Origin of the sequence: Streptomyces sp. NPDC127197, assembly GCF_042672405.1 — a bacterium.
In the GTDB taxonomy this organism is placed as follows: Bacteria; Actinomycetota; Actinomycetes; order Streptomycetales; family Streptomycetaceae; genus Streptomyces; species Streptomyces flavusporus.
Window position 1 is genome coordinate 197,551 of sequence record NZ_JBHXVG010000002.1, and the last position, 25,919, is coordinate 223,469.

At 69.8% G+C, this 25,919-nt stretch carries 27 protein-coding genes; 12 read left to right on the forward strand and 15 right to left on the reverse strand.

Translation table 11 applies throughout. The annotated features are described in order from the left end of the window. Positions 1 to 6: 6 nt before the first annotated feature. The 6 genes from ACFVJQ_RS03575 to ACFVJQ_RS03600 form a co-directional block, all read right to left on the reverse strand. Positions 7 to 1,344 carry a CpaF family protein gene (locus ACFVJQ_RS03575; RefSeq protein WP_224734808.1) on the reverse strand — a complete coding sequence of 446 codons (1,338 nt, stop codon included), beginning with the start codon at positions 1,342 to 1,344 and terminating at the stop codon, positions 7 to 9. A 16-nt stretch (positions 1,345 to 1,360) separates the two neighbouring features. After that, positions 1,361 to 1,711 carry a TadE/TadG family type IV pilus assembly protein gene (locus tag ACFVJQ_RS03580; protein ID WP_224734807.1) on the reverse strand — a complete coding sequence of 117 codons (351 nt, stop codon included), beginning with the start codon at positions 1,709 to 1,711 and terminating at the stop codon, positions 1,361 to 1,363. 1 nt (position 1,712) lies between these two features. Next, a complete protein-coding gene (locus tag ACFVJQ_RS03585; RefSeq protein WP_385510863.1) occupies positions 1,713 to 2,099 on the reverse strand; it encodes a TadE/TadG family type IV pilus assembly protein in 387 nt (128 codons plus the stop codon). Beyond that, positions 2,096 to 3,349, reverse strand: a complete 1,254-nt coding sequence (locus tag ACFVJQ_RS03590; RefSeq protein WP_385510865.1) for a CpaE family protein — start codon at positions 3,347 to 3,349, stop codon at positions 2,096 to 2,098. The genes ACFVJQ_RS03585 and ACFVJQ_RS03590 overlap by 4 nt, the downstream gene beginning before the upstream one ends. Before the next feature lie 7 nt (positions 3,350 to 3,356). After that, on the reverse strand, positions 3,357 to 4,064 hold the full coding sequence (gene cpaB / locus ACFVJQ_RS03595; protein WP_385510866.1) for a Flp pilus assembly protein CpaB: 708 nt from the start codon (positions 4,062 to 4,064) through the stop codon (positions 3,357 to 3,359). A 118-nt stretch (positions 4,065 to 4,182) separates the two neighbouring features. Next, complete coding sequence (locus tag ACFVJQ_RS03600) at positions 4,183 to 5,004, reverse strand: hypothetical protein (protein ID WP_385510968.1); 822 nt, start codon at positions 5,002 to 5,004, stop codon at positions 4,183 to 4,185. A 447-nt stretch (positions 5,005 to 5,451) separates the two neighbouring features. Between ACFVJQ_RS03600 and ACFVJQ_RS03605 the strand changes: the two genes are divergently transcribed. The 11 genes from ACFVJQ_RS03605 (at position 5,452) to ACFVJQ_RS03655 (ending at position 14,354) form a co-directional block, all read left to right on the forward strand. Beyond that, positions 5,452 to 6,930, forward strand: coding sequence for a hypothetical protein (locus tag ACFVJQ_RS03605; protein ID WP_385780620.1), 1,479 nt, complete (start codon positions 5,452 to 5,454; stop codon positions 6,928 to 6,930). Positions 6,931 to 6,951: 21 nt separating this feature from the next. Next, on the forward strand, positions 6,952 to 7,506 hold the full coding sequence (locus ACFVJQ_RS03610; protein ID WP_385510868.1) for a hypothetical protein: 555 nt from the start codon (positions 6,952 to 6,954) through the stop codon (positions 7,504 to 7,506). 3 nt (positions 7,507 to 7,509) lie between these two features. Continuing rightward, a complete protein-coding gene (locus ACFVJQ_RS03615; RefSeq protein ID WP_385510869.1) occupies positions 7,510 to 7,935 on the forward strand; it encodes a DUF3592 domain-containing protein in 426 nt (141 codons plus the stop codon). Positions 7,936 to 7,938: 3 nt separating this feature from the next. Further along, positions 7,939 to 8,328 carry a hypothetical protein gene (locus ACFVJQ_RS03620; protein ID WP_385780624.1) on the forward strand — a complete coding sequence of 130 codons (390 nt, stop codon included), beginning with the start codon at positions 7,939 to 7,941 and terminating at the stop codon, positions 8,326 to 8,328. A 166-nt stretch (positions 8,329 to 8,494) separates the two neighbouring features. Then, positions 8,495 to 10,156 carry a chitinase gene (locus tag ACFVJQ_RS03625; RefSeq protein ID WP_385510872.1) on the forward strand — a complete coding sequence of 554 codons (1,662 nt, stop codon included), beginning with the start codon at positions 8,495 to 8,497 and terminating at the stop codon, positions 10,154 to 10,156. A gap of 191 nt (positions 10,157 to 10,347) precedes the next feature. Further along, positions 10,348 to 10,767 carry an SseB family protein gene (locus ACFVJQ_RS03630; protein WP_385780627.1) on the forward strand — a complete coding sequence of 140 codons (420 nt, stop codon included), beginning with the start codon at positions 10,348 to 10,350 and terminating at the stop codon, positions 10,765 to 10,767. Then, positions 10,764 to 11,249 carry a hypothetical protein gene (locus ACFVJQ_RS03635; RefSeq protein ID WP_385780630.1) on the forward strand — a complete coding sequence of 162 codons (486 nt, stop codon included), beginning with the start codon at positions 10,764 to 10,766 and terminating at the stop codon, positions 11,247 to 11,249. The genes ACFVJQ_RS03630 and ACFVJQ_RS03635 overlap by 4 nt, the downstream gene beginning before the upstream one ends. 46 nt (positions 11,250 to 11,295) lie before the next feature. Continuing rightward, positions 11,296 to 12,237, forward strand: coding sequence for a DUF5753 domain-containing protein (locus tag ACFVJQ_RS03640; protein WP_385780633.1), 942 nt, complete (start codon positions 11,296 to 11,298; stop codon positions 12,235 to 12,237). A gap of 10 nt (positions 12,238 to 12,247) precedes the next feature. Continuing rightward, entirely contained in the window at positions 12,248 to 12,439 is a 192-nt protein-coding gene (locus ACFVJQ_RS03645) for a hypothetical protein (protein WP_385780636.1), read from the forward strand. An 87-nt stretch (positions 12,440 to 12,526) separates the two neighbouring features. Then, the gene (locus ACFVJQ_RS03650; RefSeq protein ID WP_385510878.1) at positions 12,527 to 13,033 is read left to right on the forward strand and encodes a SigE family RNA polymerase sigma factor; all 507 of its coding nucleotides are present in this window, start codon (positions 12,527 to 12,529) and stop codon (positions 13,031 to 13,033) included. A gap of 49 nt (positions 13,034 to 13,082) precedes the next feature. Further along, positions 13,083 to 14,354 (forward strand): hypothetical protein, encoded by a 1,272-nt coding sequence (locus tag ACFVJQ_RS03655; protein WP_385780639.1) that lies wholly within the window; start codon positions 13,083 to 13,085, stop codon positions 14,352 to 14,354. 3 nt (positions 14,355 to 14,357) lie between these two features. Here the strand turns inward: ACFVJQ_RS03655 and ACFVJQ_RS03660 are convergent, their stop codons facing one another. The 4 genes from ACFVJQ_RS03660 to ACFVJQ_RS03675 form a co-directional block, all read right to left on the reverse strand. Continuing rightward, complete coding sequence (locus tag ACFVJQ_RS03660) at positions 14,358 to 15,686, reverse strand: Nramp family divalent metal transporter (protein WP_385510880.1); 1,329 nt, start codon at positions 15,684 to 15,686, stop codon at positions 14,358 to 14,360. A gap of 107 nt (positions 15,687 to 15,793) precedes the next feature. Next, positions 15,794 to 16,291: an ATP-binding protein gene (locus ACFVJQ_RS03665; protein WP_385780642.1), complete on the reverse strand. Its 498-nt coding sequence runs from the start codon at positions 16,289 to 16,291 to the stop codon at positions 15,794 to 15,796. A gap of 87 nt (positions 16,292 to 16,378) precedes the next feature. Further along, on the reverse strand, positions 16,379 to 17,287 hold the full coding sequence (locus ACFVJQ_RS03670; RefSeq protein WP_385780645.1) for an anti-sigma factor RsbA family regulatory protein: 909 nt from the start codon (positions 17,285 to 17,287) through the stop codon (positions 16,379 to 16,381). A gap of 30 nt (positions 17,288 to 17,317) precedes the next feature. After that, positions 17,318 to 19,636 (reverse strand): ATP-binding protein, encoded by a 2,319-nt coding sequence (locus ACFVJQ_RS03675; RefSeq protein ID WP_385780648.1) that lies wholly within the window; start codon positions 19,634 to 19,636, stop codon positions 17,318 to 17,320. A 359-nt stretch (positions 19,637 to 19,995) separates the two neighbouring features. Here ACFVJQ_RS03675 and ACFVJQ_RS03680 point away from each other — a divergent pair, with 359 nt between their 5' ends. Beyond that, a complete protein-coding gene (locus ACFVJQ_RS03680; RefSeq protein WP_385510885.1) occupies positions 19,996 to 21,351 on the forward strand; it encodes a M14 family metallopeptidase in 1,356 nt (451 codons plus the stop codon). Here ACFVJQ_RS03680 and ACFVJQ_RS03685 read toward each other — a convergent pair. The 5 genes from ACFVJQ_RS03685 to ACFVJQ_RS03705 form a co-directional block, all read right to left on the reverse strand. Then, positions 21,348 to 21,845: a hypothetical protein gene (locus ACFVJQ_RS03685; RefSeq protein ID WP_385510886.1), complete on the reverse strand. Its 498-nt coding sequence runs from the start codon at positions 21,843 to 21,845 to the stop codon at positions 21,348 to 21,350. The two genes, ACFVJQ_RS03680 and ACFVJQ_RS03685, sit on opposite strands and share 4 nt — an antisense overlap. A gap of 55 nt (positions 21,846 to 21,900) precedes the next feature. Beyond that, a complete protein-coding gene (locus ACFVJQ_RS03690) occupies positions 21,901 to 23,388 on the reverse strand; it encodes a GntP family permease (RefSeq protein ID WP_385780652.1) in 1,488 nt (495 codons plus the stop codon). Between the two features lie 107 nt (positions 23,389 to 23,495). Beyond that, positions 23,496 to 23,906: a RidA family protein gene (locus tag ACFVJQ_RS03695; protein WP_385510888.1), complete on the reverse strand. Its 411-nt coding sequence runs from the start codon at positions 23,904 to 23,906 to the stop codon at positions 23,496 to 23,498. Further along, positions 23,903 to 24,664, reverse strand: a complete 762-nt coding sequence (locus tag ACFVJQ_RS03700; RefSeq protein WP_224736103.1) for an IclR family transcriptional regulator — start codon at positions 24,662 to 24,664, stop codon at positions 23,903 to 23,905. The genes ACFVJQ_RS03695 and ACFVJQ_RS03700 overlap by 4 nt, the downstream gene beginning before the upstream one ends. Next, positions 24,661 to 25,800, reverse strand: a complete 1,140-nt coding sequence (locus tag ACFVJQ_RS03705) for a sugar kinase (RefSeq protein WP_385780657.1) — start codon at positions 25,798 to 25,800, stop codon at positions 24,661 to 24,663. Before ACFVJQ_RS03705 ends, ACFVJQ_RS03700 begins: the two co-directional genes overlap by 4 nt. Positions 25,801 to 25,919 lie beyond the last annotated feature (119 nt).

Here is a 25,919-nt window from a genome sequence, read left to right on the forward strand (position 1 = left end):
TCCTGCCTACCTGGCTTCTCGGGTGGCTAGCTGGTCTGCGGACTGGGCTACGCCGAAGGCCTGGGGTATGGGCTGGCTCGCCATGTAGAGGCGGTCGGCGGTGCGGCGGGTGAGCGGGAAGTACTCGAAGGATCCGTAGATGCGGCCGTCGGCGGCCATGGGCTGGGCGTTGAAGCGGGCGACGGTGGCCAGCCGGTAGGGCTCGCTGCCGTGGCTGTCGAGCAGCGCGATCTCGGTGACCCGGCGGGCGCCGTCGGCGAACCGGGTGAGCTGGACGATCACGTCGACGGCGCTGTTGATCTGGTCGTGCAGGGCGACGAAGGGGATTTCGACGTCGGACATGGAGGCCAGGGTCTGGAGCCTCATCAGCGCGTCCTCCGCGCTGTTGGCGTGGACGGTGGCCAGCGAGCCGTCGTGGCCGGTCGACATCGCCTGGAGCATGTCCAGCGACTCGCCGCCGCGGACCTCACCGACGACGATCCGGTCGGGGCGCATGCGCAGCGAGTTGCGGACCAGGTCGCGGATCGTCACCTGGCCCTGGCCCTCGACGTTCGGCGGACGCGACTCGAGCCGGATGACGTGCTGCTGCTGGAGCTGGAGTTCGGCGGAGTCCTCGATGGTGATGATGCGTTCGGCCTCGGGGATGAGGCCGGAGAGGGCGTTGAGCAGGGTGGTCTTTCCGGTGCCGGTCGCCCCGGACACGATGATGTTGAACCGCGCCTGCACCAGACCCGCCAGCAGGTACAGCATGTGCTCGTCCAGTGAGCCGAAGCTGATCAGTTCCTGGAGGGTGAAGGAGCGGGGGAAGCGGCGGATGGTGAGGGTGGCGCCGGTGAGGGACAGCGGCGGGATGATGACGTTGACGCGTTCGCCGGACGGGAGGCGGGCGTCGACCATCGGGTTCGACTCGTCCACGCGGCGGTTGACCGTCGAGACGATCCGCTCGATGGTCTGCATCAGCTGCTCGTTGGAGGCGAAGCGCAGCGGCAGCTGCTCCACCCGGCCGCCTCGCTCGACGAAGATCGCGTCCGGCCCGTTCACCATGATCTCGGTGATCGACGCGTCCTCCAGCAGGGGCTCCAGGATGCCGAGTCCCAGCGCCTCGTCGACGACCCTCCGGATCAGCTGGGACCGCTCGACGGTCGACAGCACCGGGCCCTCACGGCTGATGATGTGCCCGAGCACCCGCTCCAGCCGCGCCCTGCGCTCGGCCGCCGCGAGCGAACTCATCTCCGCGAGGTCGATCTCCTCCAGGAGCTTGGCGCGGTACGAGGCGACCAGATGGCCGTCCTCGCCCCGGGTGCCGTTCTCCTCGGGGGAGTTGATCCGTGCCCGCAGGCTCATCGCCGTGCTCCCTGTTTCAGTGGTCGATCGGCATCGTGGCGGTCTTGTTCGCGTCGCCGAAGTCCCATCCGGGGACGATCGACGGGATGTCGACGGTGGCGGTGACCTCGACCTCGTCACCCAGTTCCGCCTCGTTGCAGCTGACGTCCAGCCAGTCGCTGACGGCGTTCTGGCAGTCCTGTGCGTAGGGCCCGTCGAGGGAAGCGCTGCGCGCGCCGGTCCGGGCGGCCGTACCCGCCTGCTGTCCGGCGTAGGCGATGAGCCCGATCTGTACGGCGGCCATCGCGACGAGGATCAGGATCGGGATGAACCCGAGGTACTCGAGGGCGACTTGGCCGCGATCACGAGTGTTCCGCCGGTACGCCATCTCAGCCCACCTCCTCCACGACGGCCCCCGCATGCCCGTCGACGCCCGGGAAGGGGAACCCGACGGAGCCGGGGAAGAGGACCGGCACGTCGAGGTGGACGTCTGCCGTGACCAGGCCGCCGTTCTCGCCGCACTGCACGCTTGCGCCCCCCTCCCACGCGTCCGGCAGATGCCGGCGCCCCGCCTCCTCGCAGGCGGCCTGACGGTCGACCGCTGCCGTCCCCGCCCGTACCGCCTCGTCCGCAGCGTTCCCCGCAAGCGTGAACGTGTACCCCACGAGCACGAACTGCCACAGCAGTACCAGCGTCAGAATGATCAGCGGGGTCATGCCGAGGAACTCGATGGTGACCTGCCCCCGGTCCCGTCTCAGCAGTGCACGCACGTTCATCCCCCTCCGTCCTTCCGTCTCCGGAAGCTCACCGCGCCGCGGTCGCCCCGCAGCCGGCTGCCCTTGCGGTCGGCCTCGGGGACCTTGACCAGCCCGAGTTCGCCCGCGAGGCCCCACAGGGCCTGTTTGACCGCGCTCTTGCTGTCCAGTTCGTGGAGGCGGCCCGCGTCCACGGCTCCTTGGAGTTCCTTGAAGTTGGCGGGGACGGCGGTGGCCGCCACCGGCGTGCCGGTGATCTTCTGTATGAGCGGCGGCTGGATCTCCGTGGCGCGTGAGTTGCGGTTGACGACGACGGTCGTCTCCTCGGCCTTGCGGATCTGCAGCCGGTCCCACATCCGTACGGTGCGTTTGGCGCCGCGGACCGCGACCACGTCCGGCGTCGTGACCAGCAGCGCCCGGTCGGCCATCTCCACCGCGGCCGCGCCCGCGCCGCTCATCTGGGCGCCGCAGTCGATGACGACGGTCTCGTAGCGGGAGCGCAGGGCGCTGACGATCTGCCGGGTGGCCCGGTCGGTGACCTCCTCGCCGCGTTCGCCCTCGCCGGGGGCGAGCAGCAGCGCGACGCCCGTGTCGTGCCGGAACACCGCGTCGGCCAGGACGCGCGGGGATATGTCCGCGATGGCGGCGAGGTCGACGACGGACCGACGGAACTGGACGTCCAGGTACGAAGCCACATCCCCGGTCTGGAGGTCCATGTCGACCAGGGCGGTGCTGCGGCCCGACGCCTGGGAGGCGAGCGCCAGTTGGACGGCCGTGACCGTCGCGCCCACTCCGCCCTTGGCGCCGCTGACCGTGACGACCGTGCCGCCGACGCCGGTGAACACGTCGCCGGTGTGGCCGAGGTGGCGGCGTACGCCGACCGACCACTGGGCGACGGCCTGGACGCGGTTGGCGAGTTCCTCGTAGCTCAGCGGCAGGGCGACCAGGCCCCGGGCGCCGGAGTCCATGGCGGCCTGGAAGAGGCCGGGGCCGGCGTCGGAGGTGACGAGGATGACCCCGACGGCGGGGAAGCGCAGGGCGACCTCGCGGATCAGCTCCAGTGCCGGGACGGGGCCGATCCGCTCGTGCACGACCACGACCTCGGGCAGTTCGTCGACGGACTCGGCGGCGAGCCGGGCGAGGGTGTCGATGAGCTGGGTGGAGTCGACCACCGGGGCCACCGGCTCGGCGTCCGGGAGCTGGCTGAGCAGGGTCGTGACGGAGCGGACCGCGTCCGCGTCGCCGACCGCCGGCAGGATCCTCGTGGGCATACGGGCCTCACTTGTCCTTCGCGAGTTCGTAGGTGCGGTCCTCGTCCGGGACGGTGGTGTCGCTGCCGGGCGCGACCAGGGCGAGCCGTACGCGGTCGGCGAACGACTCGGCGTAGGTGAGGCGCTGGGCGTCGATGGTGGACAGCGCGAAGGTGATGGGGACGGCGTCGGTGGTGCGGCGGCTGCGGTCGTCCTCGTCGGGGTTGAGGGACGTCAACCTGCCGACGTCGATCACCCGCGCATTTGTTACGATGATCTTGGACTGAGCGGGGTCACCCTCCCGCTCGCCCGCGAAGGTGGCGTACACGTTGACGGTGGAGTCCGGTGTGATCTTGCCGGCGACGCCGGTCGCCGCATCGATCATGATGGCGACCTCCTGCTGCCCGGGCTGCAGGGCGGGCTGGTCGACGATCATGTCGCTCTGCAGCAGGGAGCCCTCGCGCAGGGTCGTCACGGCGATCTTGCCCTCGATCTGCCGGAGATTCGTGACCGCGTTGGCCGACAGCCAGCGCTCGGGCATCGAGATCTTCTCGAACTGGCCCGTGGTGAGGGTGGTGTAGGGCTCCACGTCCGCCTTGAGCCGGTACGCGGTGACCTCGGGACCGACCTTGGACTTCACGTCGCTGATGACGGACAGGACGCCCGCGAACGCGCCGAGGGCGCAGATGACGGACAGAAGCAGAAGTATCACGCCGCGGCGCTGACGGGAGTTCATGAACCGTGCAACCTCATTGGGGATCTCGGTCGAGTGGGCTGGGTTCGTGTGAGCGGTGAGGGGTCGTGTGCGGCCCCGCGGGGTGCCGGGGCCCCGTGCGCGCCCTGTGGTTCAGGACTCACCCCGCGGGGATTTGGTTCTCGTAGGGCTGCTCGTGGTCCGGTGCGACGGCGGAGCAGAACACGCACCGGTCGCCGATGACGTCGATGCCGCACCAGTGGCAGCGGCCCTGCCGTACCGAGCTGACCAGCTGGTAGAGCACGGACAGGTCGGGCAGGTAGGTGCAGAACTCGATGAGTTTGCCGGTCCCCCACCAGCCGGCCGACTCGGCGGGCAGCTGGGCCTCGCGCAGCCCCTGCACTTTCCAAGCCGGGGCCAGGGAGGTGGTGACCCAGTCGGACTGGAGCTGGCCCTTGGCGACGAGCATCCAGGTGCCGAACTCGGGTCCGCTCAGGGTGGCTTGGGGGTCGATCTTCACCAGCTGCGGCTCGGGGTGGGCGATCACACCGAACTGGCTGCCCGGCATCCAGGACTTGGCGTGCGACTTGAGGCTGACGGGGACGCGGTCGAGCCGGGCCACGGAGCCGAGGAGGGCGCCGGCGTGGATGTAGTGGGTGAGCAGCCGACCTGCGGAGGCGAGGACGCCGGGGCTGAGGTCGCAGGAGGCGAGTTGTCTCAACTGCCGGGCCAGAACAGCGAGTCCGAGGGGCGGCAGATCGGGGCGGAACAGGGCGATCCGGTCGCTTTCCAGGATCGAGCGGATGGTGTGCAGCCGCCGGTCCACCGCGGCGGGGACGGCCCGTGAGCTGACGACGATCACATGCCCGTGCGTCTCGATCAGCGTCTGCATCTCCGCGAGCGCCTGTTCCAGCGGACGCTGGTGCACGTCCTGCAGGACGACGGCGGGCAGGGTCCGCTCGTCCTGCGCCGGCAGGGCCATGTCGACGCTGGTCACGGCAATGGCTGTTGGCACGCGCAGCTCCCCGTTTCCCGCCCGGTCGGCCCACCGGCGCAACTCCGGTGTACCGAAGTGACTTCATTGCGTGACTACCTCAGCACTGTATCCACGCCTCGATGACCGGAGAACAGCGTTTCCGTAGCTGGCCTGCAACTGTCGTCGCACAAGACACGTCAAATCGGGGCAGGTTGAGCATCCCGACCGAACCCAAAAGAGTGGGTCCTGGTAACGGGGCTGACGCTGGGCCTCCGTTTGGGTCCGTGGGCCCACGCCGCCCGACTGCCGCCGCACCTACGCTCACCGTCCGAAAAGGCGCTGTTGCCAAGGGGTGGGAGGGGGTGCCGTATGGCGGGCGGGGGCGGCATACGGGCGTGGACACGGACGTACAGATGCGATGACCGGGGAGCCACCGGCACCGAGTATCTGGGCATGATCGTGGTGGCCGTCGCCGTCGTCCTCGGCATCACCGCCACCGGAATCGGCCAGACGATCTTCGACAAGATCGCCGAGCAGATCTGCAAGGTCACCGGCGGCGGCAACTGCGGCCCTGGAACCACCACCCAGGCGGGCAAACCGCTCACCGACGCCGACTTCGAACCGCCGCTGTGCCAGATCTCGTCGGTCACCGACAAGGCCGGCTCCAAGGCGAAGATCCTGTTCTGGGAGATCGGCAAGGAGTACGGCTTCCAGGAGCAGCACCTCAGGGCGAACACCGACGTCAACGGCGACGGCACGGTCGACGACAAGGACGAGCTGGTCTATCTGACCTTCACGGACGCGGCGTCCGTCGGCGTGAAGAAAGACTTCAAACCCGGAATGAAGGTGGGCAGGTTCGGCACCGACAAGGTCGAACTCGGCGCCGGGATCAAGGTCACCAACGGTGACACCTGGGTCTTCGAAAGCCCGGAGGAGGCGGCGAAGTTCCGGGACGACATCGAGAAGCTGCAGATGTACGAGATGCGGCGCACCATGCCCGGCGGCGCGGAGGCCAGTGTCGGCGACAGCATCCTCTACCTCTTCGGAACGGGGCCTTTGAAGGACGAGGAGGAGACCCGCGAGCGCGTGGAGAACAGCCTCGGCACCAACCGGCAGATCACCTACGGCAAGGTCGGCCTGGAGGCCTCCGCGTCCGGCGGCATGAAGATCTCGGCGGCCGACGAGAAGAAACTGAGCGCGCAGCTCGGCGGCACCTTCAAGTACTCCCCCGACGTGACCTGGACAGACAACGCCTACAAGAACACCAAGGCGTACACGTACACCTCGTCCATCGAGTACGGCACGAAGGTCGGCTACGAGGCGGGCCCCGTCAGCGGCGAGTACTCGGCGCACACCGTCCAGACCGGCACCATCACCGTCACCTACGACAAGGCCACCGGAAAGCTGGTCCGCATCGACATGACCCGCACGGTCGAGGAGGGCGGCCAGAAGGACGGCGCCAAGGTGGGCGGCGACAACGGCAAGACCGACGGCGACAAGCGGGGCGGCAACGCGGGCGCGAAGGGCACCGACAGTCCGGTCGGCATCGAGGTCGTCACCAACACCGTCACCTTCGACCCGGGTCCCGCCGGCGACCAGGACCGAGCGGTCGCCGAGCAGTGGCTGGACAGCAACAACGAGCAGGCGGTCACGCCGTTCCAGTACATGTTCGACGACCACGCGCCGACGTCCCGCCCCGGCGCGGACGACCCCTTCGGGCAGCTGATGTTCGACAAGGGCAAGTCGAGCAAGATGATCTACACGGGTGAGGTCAACGCGGCCGAGTACGGCTTCGAGCTGAACGTCGGGCTGAGCCTGGGTATGTCGATCAGCACCGAGAAGAAGTCGGAGACGCTGACGGACGCACAGTTCCTGGGTGCACCCCGCGGCACCAACCGCTCGTACGTGCCCTACAGCTACTGTGCGAACTGAAACGAGACAGGAGCCCCGCCGATGAAGACCCGCCGCACGTTCGCGACCGCCGGCCTGCTGACCGCCGCGCTGCTGGCCCTAACGGCCTGCGGGAACGGCGACTCGGACGCGGCCTCCGTACCCGACGGCTGGGGGACGCTGAAGACGAAGGGCGTCTCCGTGTCGTATCCACCGTCGTACGGGAAGCAGAACCCCACCGAGCACAACGCGGCGGTGGCCGTACGAACGGAATCCGGCCGCACCGTCTCGGTCATCACGGTGCAGCTGGACTTCACGCAGGCGAACTCGGCGGAGCAGGCGGCCATCGGTGCCGAGGCCGGCATCCAGATGGGCGCGGACGTGCGGGGCCAGCGGGACGTGGAGCTGACCGGCACGGACGACGCCAAGCGAATCGACTTCACGTTCAAGTCCACCGGCGAGGACTCCGACCCGCCCAAGGGCACCCCGATCGAGGGCGTGATCCTGACCGGCCTGGACTCGACGGACACGACGTTCGCGATCCGTATCGACGCGGCCGAGGGCAAGCTGTCGGACGCCGACCTGGACCGGATCATCGATTCGGTGGAGGTGCACTAGCCGATGGAGGTCCCCGGCGCCGGCTACGTCGTCCTCACCCTCCTCGCCGCCTTCTTCGGCGCGCTGTCACTGAAGTACGCCCGGCGACTGCTCACCGTCGCGCACGTACTGCGCCGCGGAGTGCGCACGGACGGTGAATGCGTCCGCGTGGAGTGGGAGCCCCACGAGTCGGACGCCAAGCGCCACTTCTTCACGTTCGTGACGGCGGACGGCACCCGCGTCGAATTCGAGGACCTGGCGGCCTGGTCGACGACGAAGGGTACGCCGGTCACCGTCACCTACGACCCCCGCGACCCACAGGGGACGGCGACGGTTGCCGGCCGGGACAGCTGGTCCCCGATCCTGCAGTCCCTCGCACTGACGGCGGGCTGTGGCATGGCGGCCCTCGGCTTCACGACGCTGCTGCTCTACGAGGTCTTCGGAGGCTGACCCATGGCTCTCATCCGGTCCTGGGCCGCGGGCATCGTGGTCCTGGTCCTCACCGAGTACGTCCAGATGACCCTGATCCACGACAATTTCGTCGGCCCGTCGGGGGTCGACTCCTTCGGCGCGGCACTGGCCCTCGTCCACCTGCCGAACCTCGTCTGTGTGGTGCTGGCAACCTGGGCGGCCGCGCGGGTTCATCCGGAGCCGTGGCGGGAGATCCCGGTCCGGCACGTGGCAGCGGCGTGCGCTGTGCCGGCGGCGGCGCAGCTGCTGACGGTGACGCTGCGGTGGGACGTGGTGGGCGTGGCGAGCCTGGCGCTGTGGATGTCGACGGGGGTGCTGCTGGCGGGGTGTGCGGTGGGGTTGCTGCTGGACAGGTTGGTGTGGGCTTCCTGACGGGAAGTTGACTGGGCGGCCTGACGGGCTAATTGGCCTGAACCTCTTGACAGTTGAATTGGTCTGGACCAACTTGTAGGTCCAACGGTGGCCACCGTCGCATCGCAACCCCACTCCCCCACCGGAGGCCCCAGTGGACCGCGCACGCAGACGGAGACGGATACGCATGTGGTCGGGGGCGGTGACCGCCGCTCTCGCCCTCACCGTGCCGACGACCGGCCAGGCGTCCGCCGCCGACGTCAACAACGCCAAGAACGCCGGCTTCGAGTCGGGCCTGAGCAACTGGACCTGCTCAGCGAACAGCGGTACGACCGTCTCGTCCCCGGTACACGGCGGCACCGCCGCGCTCAAAGCCACCCCGGCCGGACAGGACAACGCCCGCTGCTCCCAGACGGTGGCGGTGCAGCCCAACTCGACGTACACACTGAGCGGATGGGTCCAGGGCGGCTACACCTACCTGGGTGTCACCGGCACGGGCACGACGGACGTGTCGACATGGACGCCGGACTCGACGACGTGGAAACAACTGTCGACGACGTTCTCGACAGGCGCTTCGACGAGGTCGGTGACGATCTACACGCACGGCTGGTACGGCCAGGCGGCCTACCACGCCGACGACATCTCGGTGCACGGCCCCGACGGCGGCGGGGGCGGCGACCCGGCTCCGACGATCCCGGGCGCGCCGAGCGGTCTTTCGGTATCGAGTACGACGTCCTCGTCCGTGTCGCTGGCGTGGAACACGGTCTCCGGGGCGACCGGCTACAACGTCTACCGCAACGGCACGAAGGTGACGGCGGTGACCGGCACGTCGGCGACGGTGACCGGCCTCGCGGCCTCGACGTCGTACTCCTTCCAGGTCACGGCGACGAACGCGGCCGGTGAGTCACCGAAGTCGGCGACCGTGACAGGCACCACGGCACCGACGGGCGACACCGGTTCCGACCTCCCCCGGCACGCGGTGACGGGCTACTGGCAGAACTTCAACAACGGCGCGACCGTGCAGCGGCTGGCGGACGTCCAGTCCCAGTACGACATCATCGCGGTGGCCTTCGCCGACGCGACGGGGACGCCGGGCGCGGTCACCTTCAACCTGGACTCGGCGGGCCTCGGCGGCTACACGGTGGACCAGTTCAAGGCCGACGTCCGCGCGAAGCAGGCCGCCGGCAAGAAGGTGATCATCTCGGTGGGCGGCGAGCGCGGCACGGTCACGGTCAACGACGCGGCGTCGGCGACGAACTTCGCGAACTCGGTGTACGGGCTGATGCAGACGTACGGCTTCGACGGCGTCGACATCGACCTGGAGAACGGCCTGAACGCGACGTACATGACGCAGGCGCTGCGCTCGCTGTCCGCGAAGGCGGGCCCGTCGATGATCCTCACGATGGCCCCGCAGACCATCGACATGCAGTCGACGTCGAACTCGTACTTCCAGACGGCCCTGAACGTGAAGGACATCCTCACGGTCGTCAACATGCAGTACTACAACAGCGGTTCGATGCTCGGCTGCGACGGCAAGGTCTACAGCCAGGGCTCGGTGGACTTCCTGACCGCGCTGGCCTGCATCCAGCTGGAGGGTGGTCTGGCTCCGTCCCAGGTGGGGTTGGGGTTGCCGGCATCGACGCGGGGCGCGGGCAGTGGGTATGTGTCACCGTCGGTGGTGAACAACGCGCTTGACTGCCTGACTCGGGGGACCGGGTGCGGCAGCTTCAAGCCGTCGAGGACGTATCCCGACCTGCGCGGCGCGATGACGTGGTCGACAAACTGGGATGCGACGGCGGGGAACGCCTGGTCGAACGCGGTGGGACCGCACGTGCACGCGCTGCCGTAGTCCTCGCTCTCCTTGGCGCCGGCCGCATGTCCCGATGCGGCCGGCGCTGTCGTGGAGGTCACGTTGTTGTTGTCGGAAAGCCGCGTTGCAATCCGTAATCGGCCTGTGTGATCTTTGGGCACATGTGTGCGGGCGGGGGCGGCATACCAAGGCCGGAAGAGTCAAGTGTTGCGGCCGAGTTGGTCGACGCGGTGCGGCGGACGAAGGGTGGGGAGGCGTCGCCGCAGGACGTGTTCGAGGCGTTCCTTCAGGCTCGGGTGTACTGCGAACGCCCCGAGGCGCCTGGTTTCTTGACGGTTCCCGTACCGGCGGGGAGCGACGACGCTCAGCCCCGGTCCCGGCTCCTGGACCTCATCGACGGGCTGTCCGAGAAGGCTGACCCGCCGGTCCGGTTGGTGCCCGTGTTCTCGTCGCTGGAGCAATTCGCTCTGTTCGTGGGCGAGGGTGCATGGTTCTCGACCACCGGTGCGGACGTGCTGAACCTGCTGCCGCCGGGGCTTGATGTGTGGCTGGACCCGGCCGCCGAACACACGGTGCGGCTGGCGTCGTCCGCCACCAAGGTCGAGCCGGTACTTCAGATCTCGTATCGGGATCGGGGGAGGTCGGCGTGAGCGACGGTCAGTCGTGGCTGATTCCGGTGGGGGCCGACGGCGGGGACTTCAAGTGGGAGGTTCAGTTCCTCCGGTCGATCGCCCGGCCGCTGGCGGAGTCGACGCAGGTCGCCCGGAAGATCGCCAAGCAACAGGCGGAGGAACAGTTCGACTTCGCCGGCATGACCGAGGTCGCCAAGACCGGCACCGAGGAGGTGTCGCAGGCCGTCGACGACTTCCTGGACAAGTGGTGCCACGGTCTGGGCTGCATCGCCGAGGACGCGGACGTGATCGTCTCCGCCCTGAGCGCGACGATCAACGACTTCCTCGTCACCGAGACGAAGGTGAAGTACGACCTGATGATGGTTCAGCGCCAGAAGCAGTTCGAAGAGGACCATCCCTTCACCAGCTGGCTGGAGGACCAGGGCATCGGCGACGAACGCACGGTGTTCCGCGACCGGATCGACCCCGTCGACCACGGCCAGAACCAGGGCCAGGAGTAGGGGTACCCGAAGCGATGTCGGACAAGCAGGTCATCTTCCGCAGGATATGGATCGGCCCCGAGGACACCGTCCAGGACTGGGTCCCGGGCAAGCATCCGAACTCGACGAGCTGATCAAGAAGCTGGGCGGCGCGGCGGCTCATTTCGGTGAGGGTGCGGAGCAGCTGCGCAAGCTCAAGACCGACGCCTGGCAGGGCGAGGCGGCCGAGGAGTTTCGCAACACGGTCAAGCGGCTGCCCAAGGAACTGGACACGGCGCTGAACGCGTTCGTCGAGGCCGGTCTGGCGGTCCTGGCCTACCGGGACGTACTCGACGGCGCCCAGCGGCTGACCCAGCAGATCCTCGACCACGAGGCCCCCACTCTGGTCGAGATGGCGCAGCCCACCGAGCGCAGTTGGTGGGAGAGGTACCGGGGCAGCCTTCCGGCGGGGCTGCTCGACATTGCCGAGTTGGAACACCATGCGGTGCGGTTGCGCAGTGTCCACCTGATCCACATGCCCGGACTCCTGCAATCCAGCGACCACGCCCAGGCCGTCTTCAAGGCCGGGCTGCCACCGTTGCCCGAGCACGAGATCGCCCTGCGCCTCGCGCACCGCCTGGAACGTCAGCGTGTTCTCGAGGGCGACGACCCCACCGAGTACGTCGGCATAATCCACGAGGCCGCGCTGCGCATGCAGTTCGGCGGTCGCAAGGTCGCCCGCGCGCAGCTCGAACACCTGCTCGCCATGTCTGAGCTGCCGCACGTGTCGCTGCGAGTCATTCCGTTCGAGGCGGGGGCGTTCCCTGGCGCGGGGCAGACTGTGATCTACATGGAGGGGCCCGTGGCGAAGCTCGACACCGTTCAGATCGACAGTGCTCACGGTCCGGAATTCCTTTACCAGGAAGCTCAGTTGTCCAAGTACCGAGCCCAACTGGACTGGATGGAGCGCTGTGCCCTTGCGCCAGCGGAGTCGTCCGCCTTCATCCAGGACATCGCCACCCCGCTCTGAGGAGAGACCCGTGCCCGACATCACGTGGGAAGACCCGTTCTGCGCCGAGGGATCGGCCTGCTTCCGCCTCGGCACCGACCCCCAAGGCAACGCCTACATAGCCGTCGCCGGTGCCGAGGACACCTACCTCACCGACAGCCGTGAAGCCCTCCGCAGCCTCATCCTCGGCATCAAGGCCGGGGAGGCCGATCACCTGCTCTGAGACTCCGAAAAACGTGAGACCGTCGTGAAACATTTCCCGGGGCCCACCGCATCAATGAAGTGACGGCGCTACGACGGGGGGACAACGATGCAGGTCCGCGGGGACGAGTACGCGGAGTTCGCGGCGGCGCGCGCCGGGCATCTGTACCGGTCCGCGTGTCTGCTCACCGCGGGGGACACGCATCTCGCCGAGGATCTGGTGCAGGAGACCCTCGGGCGGCTGTACGTCAGATGGGGGCGCGTTGCGCGGGTCGGGAACCCCGCCGCGTACGCGCAGACCGTGCTGACCCGTACGTTCCTCGCCCATCAGCGGCGGCGGAGCAGTACCGAGCGCGCCATGGACGTACTGCCGGACCGGCCCGACGCGGGCGCCGGTGACGCCTCCCTGCGGCTGACCCTGCTGGAGGCCCTCGCCCGGCTGCCTGCCAAGGACCGGGCGGTGGTCGTGCTGCGCTACTGGGAGGACCGCAGCATCGAGGAGACCGCCGACGTACTCGACGCCAGTTCGGCCGCCGTGCGGACGCGTTGTGTCCGTGCGCTCGCCCGGATGCGTGAGCTTCTGGGCGAGGACCTCGGCGAGTACGTGACCCCCTGACCCCTTACGTCTCACTTCATCTGTGCGTCTTGAGAAACGGTGATTCGCCATGCCCACTCCACACCACGACGACCCCTTCGACGACCCCTTCGAGGACCGGCTCGGCGCAGCCCTGCGGCAGGCCGGGGACACGTTCGACACCGATCGCCCCGCCCTGGTCGTCGCCGGTCAGGCTCGCGGGCGCAAGCTGCGGCTGCGCCGCCGGGCCGCGGTCTTCGGCGGCGTCGCGAGCATCGCCCTCGTGGGCGTGACCGGGGCGCTGGTCCTGCCCGGGAACGGCACGGACGGCAGCGGGACCTCGCAGCAGTCCGTGGGGCGGAACGGCTCCTCGACTCCCGCATCGTCCACGCCGGCCCCCGTCTCCGGCGACGAGCTGCTCAAGACGCTGAAGAGGCTTCTTCCCGACGGGGAGTTCAGTGCGGAGGCGGCGCGGGGCACAAGCGAGTTGCCTGGGCCGTACGCCCACCTCGTGTACGACGACGGTGAGGGCCCGGCGGCGATCGGCATCAGCCTGAGCCGGGTCGAGCCGGGCAGCGATCAGGCCCGTGATACGACCACCTGCCCGGACAAGGCGTTGGTGCAGTACGACAGTTGCCGCACGACGAGGCTGGGCGACGGCTCGCTGCTCATGATCTTCCAGGGGTACGAGTATCCGGACCGCCGCGTCGACACCAAGCACTGGCACGCGGAGCTCGTCACGCCCGAGGGGCAGCAGGTCAGCCTGAGCGAGTGGAACTCCGCCGCCGAGAAGGACAAGCCGATCTCCAGGGACGAACCGCCCCTGTCCCCGGCTCAGCTGAAGAAGGTCGTCACGGCTCCGGAGTGGCGTGCCGCCGTCGACGCCATCCCCGAGAACCCGAAGGGGGGCGCGCCGGTGCCGGAGGCGCCCACTCCGCCCGAGGGTCCCGAGGTCGCCGACATCGTGACGACGCTCACCGAACTCCTCCCGGACGACGTCGAGGTGGTCGACAAGGGATCCTCGTACTCGTACCTCGTCCTCGACGACGGCAAGGGCAGGAGCCTCGTCCAGGTCGACGTGCAGCCCGGCATGTCCGACATCGAGGCCGAGCTCTTCGGCTCCGAGGCCGAGACCCTGGACGACGGCACGAAGGTCGTCACCCGGGAGGGATCCGGCGACAAGGGCGTCGACGGGGTCGTGATGTGGACCGCCGACACCCTCAGGAAGGACGGTCTGCGCGTGGCCGTCAGCGCCTTCAACGCCGCCGACCAGCACAGCGCCGCCACCCGCGAGACGCCCGCCCTGACCATGGAGCAGCTTCGGGAGATCGCCCTCAGCCCGAAGTGGGCCGACCTCCTGTAACCGCTAGAAGAACTCCGACCACGGCTGATCCCAGATCTGCTTCACGCACAGCACCAGGAACAGCAGCCCCGCGATGACGAGCATGCCGTTGCTCACCCACCCGTTGCGCCACTCACGGGGCGTGCGGTCGGAGTTCAACAGCCAGATCAGCGTGCCGGCGAGGAACGGGAGGAAGGCCGCGCCCAGCACGCCGTAGATGACGACCAGGCGGAACGGCTGGCCCTGGAAGAGCAGGACGATGGGCGGGAACGTCAGCCACAGCAGGTACGCGCGGAACGGCCAGGAGCGCTCCCGCTCGCCCGACGCGATCTCCTCGCCCTTGGCGGCGTCGCGGCGGCGGTAGCGCGCCACGAAGTCCGCGAACATCAGGCTCACGCCGTGCCAGACGCCGATCAGGGAGGTGAAGGAGGTGGCGAAGAAGCCGATCAGGAAGAACTTGGCCGTCGCGGTGCCGTATTCGTCTTCCAGGATGTCGCCGAGCTGGATCAGGCCCTTGTCGCCGCTCTCGATGGCGATGTTCGCGGCGTGCAGCAGCTCGGCGCCGACGAAGAGCATCGAGACGACGAAGACGCCGGTGGTGGCGTAGGCGACCCGGTTGTCCAGGCGCATGACCTTCATCCAGCCGGTGTTGGTCCAGCCCTTGGCGTTGACCCAGTAGCCGTACGCGGCCAGCGTGATGGTGCCGCCGACGCCGCCGATCAGGCCGAGGGTGTTGAGGATCGAGTCCTTCTCGTCGGGCAGGACGGGGAGGAGACCGGCGAGCGCGTCGGGGAGGTTCGGGGTGACCCGGATGGCCAGGTAGACGGTGACGACGAACATGACGCCGACCAGGACCGTCATGACCTTCTCGAAGACGGCGTACTTGTTGAACCAGACGAAGACCAGGCCCACGAGACCGCAGGCGATGCCCCACCACTTGAGGTCCATGACGTCCGGGAACAGCGCCTGCAGCGGCAGCGCGCTGGACGACATCGCCGCCGCGCCGTAGACGAAGCCCCAGATCACCACGTAGACGACGAAGAAGTACGTGGTCCAGCGGCCCAGGCTCGCCCAGCCGTCGAAGAGGGTGCGGCCGGTGGACAGGTGCCAGCGGCCGGCCGCCTCCGCGAGGGAGATCTTCACCAGACAGCCGATGACCGCGGCCCACAGCAGGGTGTAGCCGAAGTTGCTGCCCGCGATGAGCGTGGCCACCAGGTCACCGGCCCCGACGCCGGTCGCCGCGACGACGATGCCGGGGCCGATGTACTTCCAACTGGATTTACGAGGGGTGGAGTCGGAGTTCTGGGCCGGTGATGCGCCGGTTTCACTGGTGTTTCCCGTGGTGTCCGCCATGAAGGTCAAGTAAGCCCATGGGCGGCCGGGCGACAAGAGGGCGGACGGGATCTTCACCCGATGTGTGCGACGCGTGCTACGGCTGCCGACCGCAGCCGACGCGCGTGCTACGGCTGCCGCCGACCGCAGCCGTCGCACGCGCACGTGCCGAGCTCGAACCAGACGGTCGTGCCCGGCCTGTCCTGGTGGTGGCCCCAGCGCCGGGCGAGCGCGTCCACCAGGAACATCCCGCGGCCGCTCTCCGAGGTGCCCGCGTCGACCACCCGCGGCGGTCGTCGGCCGCGGTCGGCGATCTCGCAGCGCAGGACGCCGTGCGCGGCGGTCAGCGTCAGCCGGAAGGGGGTCGCGGCGTGCAGGAGGGCGTTGGTGGCCAACTCGCTGACCAGCAGTTCGGCCGTGGCCACCAGGTCGTCGTCGCCGGTACCGTCCCGCTCCGCCAGCCCCCATGCCTCCAGCTGCCGCCGGACCTCCGTGCGGGCCTCGCGGACGGCGGAGGGTTGCGGGTCGTACTCGACGCTCAAGTGGCCCGCGCGCATGGGTGGTTGGGGATAGGCGCCGTACCGGGGGTCGGGGTCCGGGCGGCCTCCCCCGGAGAGTTGCAGCATGTCTCCAGGGTGTCCGTACCGGGTGTACGGCACACGGGGAGGACTACCCGATTCCATACCTGTGCAGGGGGTGCGCATACGGATCGGTTACGTGTACTGCAGGCGTACGGCCGCACCGGCAGCGTCGTCGCGTACGTCGACGTACGCGCACACCTGCCGGGCGAACCACAGCCCCTGGCCGGGTGCGGGCTGCGCGTCCGGCGGTGGGACGAAACCGGCGAGGGGGTCGTCGACGCGGCGCGGGGAGCGCAGTTCGCAGACGCAGGCGGGGGCCTCGCCCCACAGCAGGACGCGGGTGACGGGGTCGAGCGGGGCCGCGGCCTCGGTGACCGCGGCGGCGAACAGGTCGGCGTCGGCTGGGGGCAGTCCGCGGGTGGTGGCCCAGGTGTGGACGGAGTGCGGGTCCGGGGCGGGCAGGGGGTGGGCGTCCGGCGGGGGCGGCGGCAGGGGTACGGCGTCCAGTTCGGCGGCGATGTGCAGCGGGTCCTCGTAGACGCCGGTGCCGGGGTGGGTGCGGCGGGCGGCGGCGACGACGGCGGAGCCCGCGGTGCGGGTGTCGTAGGCGCACAGGGCGGTCGTCGAGAGCGGGGCGAAGAGGAGGTTGGCGAAGGCCTCGTAGCGGATCCACTCGCTGGTCTCGCGGGCGGAGCGGCCGGCCCGGCCGCTCCAGTCGGGTTCCATGAGGAGGTGGATACGGCCGTGCGGGGCGGCGTGCGCGGCGAGGTAGCCGGCGCCCTGTGCGACGGCGTTGGCGGCGGAACCGGTGTACCACTCGGTGTGCGGAATGAAGCCGACGTGCCGGGCGTCGCCGCCGAGGGCGTCGCGCAGCAGGCCGAGTTTGGCGGGGGCGGCGATGGCCACGGGCGGGGGTTCGTCGGGGGCGGCGAGGCCTTCGGCGAGGAAGGGCAGGGCGGCTGCCAGGAACTCCTCGTCGGTGTCGAAGACGGCCATGCGGTGGTCGAAGGTGCCGTGGGCAAGTGCGGGTCGCGCAGGCATGGGTTTCCTGTCGGTGGTAGGGGTGGGGTGTCAGCGCCGGGCGGTGACCCAGGCGGCGATCTGGCTGCGGTTGCTGAAGCCGAGCTTGCTGAGGATGCGTTCGACGTGGCCCTCGGCGGTGCGGCGGGCGATCACCAGACGGTCGGCGATCTGCTGGTTGGCGAGGCCCTCGGCGACAAGTTCGGCGACCTCTCTCTCCCGGCGGGTGAGGCGGGCGTCGGGCTGGGGGCGTTCGCCCGTGGTCTGTTCGGGGCGGTGTTCGTCGAGGGCGTGACCGACGATGTCCGTGAGGCCGAGTCTGGCGCCGTGCTCGTACGACCGCTCGTAGGCGGCGCTTCCGAGGGCCTCGCGCACTCGGGTCTCGGTGTCGCGGCGGCCGGAGTTGAGGGCGGCGGAGCCCCAGCGGTTCCGGTCGACGTCGGCCCAGATGCGGTCGGCGCCGCCGAGCAGGACGGCCGCGCGGTCGTGGGCGCCGGTCCGGCTCGCGGTGTGGGCCAGCAGGTCGAGGGTGAGGCCGATGCCGACGACGTCGTGCACGGCGAGTTTGAGGCGCAGGGCCTCGCGGGCGTGCCGTTCGGCCTGCCGGTGGTCCTGCTGCACGCTGTGGGCGAGGGCCAGCATGCGGTGGACGTACGACAGCACCCATTCCTCGCCGTGCCGTTCGCACAGCCGGCGGGTCTCCTCGCATACCTCGATGGCCTGGTCGGCCTCGCCCAGGAAGCCGAGGGCGCAGGCGAGTTCGACCCGGTCGAGGCCGACGAGGCTGAGGTGCTGGCCGGGGACCCGGCCGTGGGCGACGGCGGCCCGGAAGTGGTCGAGGGCGGCGGGCAGGTCGTCGCTGAACAGCGTGATCACGCCGAGGACGTACTCGGCGTGGGCCGCCTCCGCCAGGTTGCCGAGCCGCCGGGCCAGGGTGCGGGCCTCTTCGGCGCGGCGGCGGCCTCGGGTGAGGTCTTCGGGGCAGAGCGCGAGCAGTCCGGAGACCCACAGGCCGCGGGCGCGTTCGGGGGTCGGTTCCGGGTTGGCGTCGAGGGCGCGGTCGAGCCAGTAGCGGCCCTCGCGGGGGGCGCCGCAGGCGTGCCAGTAGAACCAGAGGGTGCCGGCCAGGCGCAGGGCGGCGAGGGCTTCGCCGGGGGTGGTGAGGCTGAAGTCGAGGGCGGCGCGCAGGTTGTCCTGGTCGGCGCGCAGCCGGGCCACGGTCTCCCGCTGGCCGGGCCCGAACCAGGCGCGTTCGCAGGCGGCGGCCCGTTGCTGCATCCAGTCCCGCTGGCGGCGGCGTGCGGCGGTCTCGTCCTCGGGTCTGTGCCGGAGTTTCTCCAGGCCGTAGTGCCGGAGGGTGTCGAGGAGGCGGTAGCGCACGCCGTCGGGGCCTGCTTCGCGGCACAGTACGGACTTGTCGACGAGCCCGGCTACGGCTTCCAGGACGTCGTACGCGTGCAGCCCTTCCTCGTCCGCGCACACCGCCTCCGCCGTCTCCAGGTCGAAGCTGCCGGCCAGTACGGACAGCCGCGCCCACACCGACTGCTCCCGCTCGGTGCACAGTTCGTGGCTCCAGTCGACGGCCGCGCGCAGCGTCTGGTGGCGGGGCCGGGCCGCGGGGCTGCCTGCGGACAGCAGGCGGTAGCGGTCGTCGAGGCGGTCGAGGAGCTGTTCGACGCCGAGGACGCGCATCCGGACGGCGGCGAGCTCGATGGCGAGGGGGAGGCCGTCGAGGCGGCGGCACAGGCGGACGACCGCGGGCCGGTTGGCGGGCGTGAGCCGGAAGCCGGGGACGACGGCGGCGGCGCGGTCGGCGAAGAGGGCCACGGCCGGGTTGGCGTCGGCGGCGGAGAGGTCGCCGTCGGGGTCGGGGACCGGCAGGGGACGTACTTCCAGGAGGTGTTCCTCGGTGAGGCCGAGGCGGTGCCGGCTGGTGGCGAGGACCCGGACGCCGGTGGTGCCGCGCAGCAGGGCGGCGGCCAGTTCTGTGCAGGCGCCCAGCAGATGCTCGCAGTTGTCGACGACGAGGAGCAGTCGCCGGTCCCGTAAGTGCTCCACCAGCGTTTCCAGCGGCGGTTGTGCGGAGTAGTCGTGCAGGCCGAGGGCGTCGGCGGCGGCGAGCGGCACGAGTGCCGGGTCGTGCAGCCCCGACAGGTGCACGAACCGCACGCCGTCCGGGAAGGCGCGGGCGACACGGGACGCCAGGCGTCCGGCCAGCCGGGTCTTGCCGACGCCGCCCGGGCCGGTCAGCGTGACCAGGCGGGCGCGGGCCAGCAGTTCGCGGCCTTCGGTGAGCTCGGTCCGCCGGTCGACGAAGCTGGTCGTCTCGACCGGCAGGTGACCGTCCCGGTGCGGCGCTGATCCGCCCATGATCAGCCAGTCCTCTGGGTGGGGGGAGGGTTCGCCCTTACGCGGACACTCCAACTCTCTCCCGGCGCCTACATATATGCACGTTCTGCTCACACCGACGGGTGCACTTTGCCGGGGACGGCGCCGGGTGAAGGCGTCATGCGTACACTGCGCGGACGCTCAATCCCCTGTCGTACAGCCGATTTTGGCGTGGTTTCAGCCACCCGTTCACAGCCAACCCTTGACCTGGCCATGCCATACGCCCACGATGAGCGCCACACCCGCACCAGTACGTCGTACGTCGCACGGAAGAACCACCCCCACGGCTCCACTCCCCACTTCCGGAGACCCCGGAATCACTGGAGAAACAAGGAGATTTCATGCGACTTCGCATCCGCGGCTCAGGCGTCCGCAGCGGCAGACGCACCGCCGCGCTCGCCGCCCTGCTGGCCCTCGCCCTCGCGGCCCCGATCTCGGCGACGGCCACCGACGCCACCGCCGACGGGGCGGACAGGGCGTCGGCCTCGGCGGACGACATCCGCCAGTACGAGATCCATATGCACTCGACCGCCAAGGACCGTACGGCACTTCAGCGGTCGGGCGTGACCGTGGACGAGGTCCACGACCACGGGGTCGTGATCTCCGGCCGCGCGGACCAGGTCAGAAAGCTGCGCTCACAGGGCTACGAGATCACCGCACTCGGCGCGGTCCCCGACCGCTCGGCCGGTGAGGACGACATCCGGCTCTACGACTTCCCCTCCGGCGACTCCCGTTACCACAACTACGCGGAGATGACGAGCGAGATCAACTCGGTCGTCTCGGCGAACCCGGGCATCGCGAGCCAGCGCGTGATCGGCACGTCGTACCAGGGCCGGAACATCGTCGCCATCAAGATCAGCGACAACGTGGCGAGCGACGAGTCCGAACCGGAGGTGCTGTTCACCCACCACCAGCACGCCCGTGAGCACCTCACCGTCGAGATGGCGCTGTATCTGCTGCGGGAACTGACCTCCGACTACGGCACGGACTCACGCGTCACCAGCATGGTGAACAACCGGGAGATATGGATCATCCCGGACCTCAACCCGGACGGCGGCGAGTACGACATCGCGACCGGCTCCTACCGGTCGTGGCGCAAGAACCGGCAGCCCAACTCCGGTTCCTCGTACGTCGGTACGGATCTGAACCGGAACTGGAACTACCGGTGGGGCTGCTGCGGCGGGTCGTCCGGCTCGCCGTCCTCGGACACCTACCGGGGCTCGGCGCCCGAATCCGCGCCCGAGGTCAAGGTGGTCGCGAACTTCGTGCGCAGCCGGGTCGTCGGCGGGACGCAGCAGATCAAGGCCGGCATCGACTTCCACACCTACAGCGAGCTGGTGTTGTGGCCGTTCGGGTACACGTACTCCGACACGACCACCGGGATGACGGCCGACGACCGGAACGCCTTCGCCGCGGTGGGGCAGAAGATGGGCGCCAGCAACGGCTACACGGCCGAGCAGTCCAGCGACCTGTACATCACCGACGGGTCGATCGACGACTATCTGTGGGGCTCTCAGAAGATCTTCGGGTACACCTTCGAGATGTATCCGTCGTCCGCGTCCGGGGGCGGGTTCTACCCGCCCGATGAGGTGATCGAGCGGGAGACCTCGCGGAACCGGGATGCGGTGCTGCAGCTTCTGGAGAACGCGGACTGTATGTACCGGTCCATCGGTAAGGAAGCCCAGTACTGCAGTTAGTCGGTGTCCTCTTCGTCCTCTTCGAAGTAGGCGTCGAGGACCTCGTCCAGCCGTGAGTCCCACTCCTTGTGCTGGGACTTCGACGTGGCCTCGATCTCGATGGGGTACCAGCGGCGGTCCGGCGTGTGCACGGTCACGGTGAACCGCTTGCCGAAACGCGGGGACTCCGTCTCGATCGCGCCGATCTCGTCCCAGCGGAACTCGCACTTCTCGTCGTCGAGGCTCAGGCGTACGCCCCTGGCGTCGGCGACGATGCGTGCGCGGCGGTCGGCGGCCTCGAAAACGGGGCCGTCGGCCGCCTCCGTGTCCTCGGCCTCCTCGGCTTCCTCCGCCGGGGCCTCCTCGGGGGCCGCGTCCTCGACGGGGGCCGCCTCCTCGGGCTCGACCGCGTCCTCGGGCTCGGCGGCCTTGTCCGGCGCCGTGAGCCCGGGGATGTGGGCCGGGTTGACGCCGGCGTCCAGGGGCTGACTGCTCGTACCTATGCGCTGCTCCACAGCGGAGCAGTATGGTCGACGATCCTGTGTCCGAGACAGTCAGCCCCCTACTTCGTTATACGAAGATGCTCAACGCGGCGGCCACCACGAACCCGGCGACGGACAGCACCGACTCCAGCACGGTCCAGGTCTTGAGCGTGTCCCGCTCGCTGATGCCGAAGTACTTGGCCACGATCCAGAAGCCGCCGTCGTTGACGTGCGAGGCGAAGATCGAGCCGGCGGAGATGGCCATGATGACCAGCGCGACGAAGGCCTGCGAGTGGTCGCCCTCGGCAAGCAGGGGGGCAACGATGCCGGCCGTCGTCACGATGGCCACCGTCGCCGAGCCCTGGGCGACCCGCAGCACCACGGAGATCAGGTAGGACAGGACGATCACCGGGAGGCCGACGTCGTTGAACGTGTCGGACAGGGCCTGGGCGACGCCGCTCGCCTTGAGGACGGCACCGAAGACACCGCCCGCGCCGACCACCAGCAGGATGTTGCCGACCGGCTTCAGGGAGGAGGTCGACACCGTCTCCAGGGACTTGCGGGACCAGCCGCGGCGGATGCCGAGGACGTAGTACGCCAGCAGCAGCGCGATGGTGAGGGCCACGAACGGGTGCCCGAAGAACTCGATCACCGAGCGCAGGGTGGAGGGGTCCAGGGCGATCGACGAGAACGTGGCGGCCAGGATGAGGATCAGCGGCGTACCGATGATGGCGAGGACCGTGCCGAGGGCGACCGGCTGCTCGCGCGGCTCCACGCCCGCCGCGCGCTGCTCGGCGAGGACGGCCTGCTTGGCCTCGCCCGCCGCCTCTACCATGTCCTGCGGTACGGCGACGAAGATGCGGCGGCCGATCCACGCCGAGAACGCCCAGGCGGCGAGCACCGCGGGGATGCCGCAGACGATGCCCATGAGGATGACCCAGCCGAGGTCCACCTGGAGAAGACCGGCGGCGGCCACCGGGCCCGGGTGCGGGGGCAGGAACGCGTGGGTCATGGAGAGGCCGGCCAGCAGGGGCAGGCAGTAGAGCAGGATCGACTTGCCCGAGCGCTTGGCGGCGGCGTAGACGATCGGCGCGAGGACGAAGATGCCGACGTCGAAGAAGACCGGGACACCGAAGATCAGGCCCGTGAGGCCCATGGCGATCGGCGCACGCTTCTCGCCGAAGAGGTTGAGGAGGCGGGACGCCAGCACCTCTGCGCCGCCGCTTACTTCGAGGATCGCGCCCAGCATCGTGCCGAGACCGATGATGATCGCGACATGGCCGAGGATGCCGCCCATGCCGGACTCGATGGTGGAGACGGCGTCCGAGCGCTGGACCGTGCCGAAGAGTTCGGTGACGGACAGGCCGGCCAGCAGGCCGACGGTTATGGAGACGGCGAGGAGGGCGACGAAGGGCTGGAGCCGGGTCCTGATGATCAGGAAGAGGAGGAGGGCGATGCCGATCGCGGCGACGGTCAGGAGTCCTGCCGTGCCGTCGATGAGGAGGAGCAGTCCGCCGGTGTGGGATGGGGTCTGAGCGGGGGCGGATGAGGCGAGCGGGAGGGACAGTGGGGACATTTATGGGTCCTCTGCGTAAGCACGTGCTGCTTTCGGGCAGGGCGGATCGCGGCACGGCGCCCCGGTGGGCGCCATGCCGTTGACGAACGTGCGGGAGTGAGGGGGCGTCAGCCGAGCACGGCGAGCGCGTCGATCTCGATGAGGAGCCCGGCGGGCAGACCGACGTAGACCGTCGTGCGCGCGGCGGGCGGCTGGGTCAGGCCCTGGGCCTCGAAATAGGCGTTGTAGATCTCGTTCATCTCGGCGAAGTGGGCGACGTCCGTGAGGTAGACGCGGATCATCATCACGTCGTCCCAGGAGGCGCCGCCCTCCTCGAGGATCGCCTTGACGTTGGCGAAGGTCTGCAGGGTCTGCTCGCGCAGGGTGGGGCCGGCCGGCGTCGGGGGCCTGCCCTCCTCGGCGGGCAGGAAGCCGACCTGGCCGGCGACCTGAAGGATGTTGCCCTTCTTCACGCCGTGGGAGAACTTCGCGGGCGGGGTGGTGTGGGTCTTGGGGGTGAGGGCGGTCTTCTCGGTCATACGACGTCCTTGGTCGGGGTCCTTCCGGAGTACTCGCCGCTGATCGCGTCCGCGGTGCGGCGGACCAGCGGGAGCAGGGTGAGGAGTTCGTCGGCGGTGACGACGACGTTGGGGGCGGACACCGACATCGCGGCGACGACCCGGCCGTCGGCGCCGCGGATGGGCGCCGCGACGCAGTTGATGGACTCCTCGTGGCCACCGAGGTCGGTGGCCCAGCCCTGTTCGCGCACCTTCGTGAGTTCCTTGAGGAAGGCCCCGGCGTTGGGGGTCGAACGGGCCGTGTACAGGGGGTAGTCGAGCTTCTCCGCGACGGCCCGGCGTTCGTGCTCGGGCAGGTCGGCGAGGAGGAGCTTGGCGACGGCGGCGACCGTGATGGCGACCGGTTTGCCGATCCGGGAGTACATGCGCACCGGGTAGCGGCTCTCCACCTTGTCGATGTAGAGGACCTCGTCCTCCTCGTACACCGCGAGGTGCACGGTATGTCCGCACTGCTCGTTCAGCCGTACGAGGTGGGGATGGGCGATCTCCCGGATGTCGAGGTTCTCCATCGCCTCCTGGGCGAGCGCGAAGAGGCGGGCGCCGAGGCGGTAGCGCTGGTCGGACTGGCGGTAGACGAAGCCGTGCTCGTGCAGCGTGCGCAGGAGGCGCAGGGCGGTGGACTTGTGCACGCCGAGGCGGTCGGCGACCTGTCCGAGATCGGCGGGGCCCTCGGCGAGCAGCGGCAGGATGCTCAGCGCGCGGTCGACGGTCTGGCTCATGGCGTACGTACCTCCTCCTCGGCCCGGTCCCTGGCGGCTGTCCAACCGGGGCCGAGTCGCAGTCTCCCCCACGCCGCGTCGTCCAGGGCGGCGAGGCGGTCGGCGTGGTCGCGGGTGGGGGGCGTGGCGAGGTCGCCGGGGGCGGTGAGGGCGGCGGCGGCCCAGAGGTGGCCGTGGCGGAGGCGGGTCCCTACCGGGAGGTTGCGGAGGGTGGCCGACAGGAACCCGGCGGCGAAGGCGTCGCCGGCACCGACGGCGGCGACGACGTCGACGTCGAGGGCGGGTACGAAGGTGGGCGGCGCTGCGGCCGGCCGGGGGGCGGTCGCGCAGCCCGGCGCTGTCGGGGTGCCGCCCGCGCCCACCCGTGCCGCCCCTGGCGGCACGACTGCCCGCGGACTGACGAACGCCGTCGCGCCCCGCGCGCCCTCCTTCACCACCAGGGCCTCCGGCTCCGGAAGCAGCTCGCGGATCTTCGCCGGGCCGCCCGTGACCCCCCAGGCCGCGTGGGCCTCGTCGGTGCCGATGAAGACGATGTCGGCGCGGCGGGCGAGGTCGAGGAGGACGTGTGGGCCGTCGGCGTCCTGCCACAGGCCGGGGCGGAAGTTGACGTCGAAGGAGATGAGGGGCCGGTCCGGCCGGGGGGCCGTCAGCTGCCACAGCAGGGCGAAGCACTCGTCGGAGAGGGCCGCCGTGATTCCGGAGAGGTGCAGGACGCGTCCTGCGCGCACCGCGTCCAGGTCCATGTTCTCCGCTGACATGGCGGATGCCGCCGAGCCCGTCCGGTAGTAGGCCACCTCGTGACCCTCGCCGGCCCGGTCCCCGGCCGTACGGAAGTACACGCCCGTCGGACGCGCCGGATCCCGCCGTACGGCCGAGACGTCGACGCCGTACGCGCCGATCGCCTGGACCAGGTGGTCGCCGAAGCCGTCGGCGCCGACCCGGCTGACCCAGCGCGCCGAGTGCCCCGCGGCGGCCAGCATGCAGGCCACGTTGGATTCGGCGCCGCCGATGGCGCGGTCGAAGGAGGGGACGTCGGCGAGGCGGCCCGGGCGGGAGGGCAGGAAGGTGACCATGGACTCGCCGAGCGCGACGACGTCCACGACGTCGGGGGCGGTGGTGGGGCCGGTGGCGGTCACGATGGTCGGGACTCCTCGTCGTCTCGCGGGGCGGCGGCTCCGTTGACCCCGCGTTGGCCGAGATGTTAGACAGCGGTAAGCGATATACGCAATGAACGTTGCAGTACATGCAACGCACC

Coding starts and splice junctions, on each gene's coding strand:
- ACFVJQ_RS03665 (WP_385780642.1), bottom strand. CDS start 16,291: ATGCTGCAACTCTCCGGGGGAGGCCGCCCGGACCCCGACCCCCGGTAC.
- ACFVJQ_RS03695 (WP_385510888.1), bottom strand. CDS start 23,906: ATGACCGAGAAGACCGCCCTCACCCCCAAGACCCACACCACCCCGCCC.
- ACFVJQ_RS03700 (WP_224736103.1), bottom strand. CDS start 24,664: ATGAGCCAGACCGTCGACCGCGCGCTGAGCATCCTGCCGCTGCTCGCC.
- ACFVJQ_RS03575 (WP_224734808.1), bottom strand. CDS start 1,344: ATGAGCCTGCGGGCACGGATCAACTCCCCCGAGGAGAACGGCACCCGG.
- ACFVJQ_RS03655 (WP_385780639.1), top strand. CDS start 13,083: ATGCCCACTCCACACCACGACGACCCCTTCGACGACCCCTTCGAGGAC.
- ACFVJQ_RS03580 (WP_224734807.1), bottom strand. CDS start 1,711: ATGGCGTACCGGCGGAACACTCGTGATCGCGGCCAAGTCGCCCTCGAG.
- ACFVJQ_RS03625 (WP_385510872.1), top strand. CDS start 8,495: ATGTGGTCGGGGGCGGTGACCGCCGCTCTCGCCCTCACCGTGCCGACG.
- ACFVJQ_RS03590 (WP_385510865.1), bottom strand. CDS start 3,349: ATGCCCACGAGGATCCTGCCGGCGGTCGGCGACGCGGACGCGGTCCGC.
- ACFVJQ_RS03660 (WP_385510880.1), bottom strand. CDS start 15,686: ATGGCGGACACCACGGGAAACACCAGTGAAACCGGCGCATCACCGGCC.
- ACFVJQ_RS03680 (WP_385510885.1), top strand. CDS start 19,996: ATGCGACTTCGCATCCGCGGCTCAGGCGTCCGCAGCGGCAGACGCACC.
- ACFVJQ_RS03600 (WP_385510968.1), bottom strand. CDS start 5,004: ATGGCCCTGCCGGCGCAGGACGAGCGGACCCTGCCCGCCGTCGTCCTG.
- cpaB (WP_385510866.1), bottom strand. CDS start 4,064: ATGAACTCCCGTCAGCGCCGCGGCGTGATACTTCTGCTTCTGTCCGTC.
- ACFVJQ_RS03640 (WP_385780633.1), top strand. CDS start 11,296: ATGGATCGGCCCCGAGGACACCGTCCAGGACTGGGTCCCGGGCAAGCA.
- ACFVJQ_RS03615 (WP_385510869.1), top strand. CDS start 7,510: ATGGAGGTCCCCGGCGCCGGCTACGTCGTCCTCACCCTCCTCGCCGCC.
- ACFVJQ_RS03610 (WP_385510868.1), top strand. CDS start 6,952: ATGAAGACCCGCCGCACGTTCGCGACCGCCGGCCTGCTGACCGCCGCG.
- ACFVJQ_RS03620 (WP_385780624.1), top strand. CDS start 7,939: ATGGCTCTCATCCGGTCCTGGGCCGCGGGCATCGTGGTCCTGGTCCTC.
- ACFVJQ_RS03605 (WP_385780620.1), top strand. CDS start 5,452: ATGATCGTGGTGGCCGTCGCCGTCGTCCTCGGCATCACCGCCACCGGA.
- ACFVJQ_RS03690 (WP_385780652.1), bottom strand. CDS start 23,388: ATGTCCCCACTGTCCCTCCCGCTCGCCTCATCCGCCCCCGCTCAGACC.
- ACFVJQ_RS03585 (WP_385510863.1), bottom strand. CDS start 2,099: ATGAACGTGCGTGCACTGCTGAGACGGGACCGGGGGCAGGTCACCATC.
- ACFVJQ_RS03675 (WP_385780648.1), bottom strand. CDS start 19,636: ATGGGCGGATCAGCGCCGCACCGGGACGGTCACCTGCCGGTCGAGACG.
- ACFVJQ_RS03670 (WP_385780645.1), bottom strand. CDS start 17,287: ATGCCTGCGCGACCCGCACTTGCCCACGGCACCTTCGACCACCGCATG.
- ACFVJQ_RS03650 (WP_385510878.1), top strand. CDS start 12,527: ATGCAGGTCCGCGGGGACGAGTACGCGGAGTTCGCGGCGGCGCGCGCC.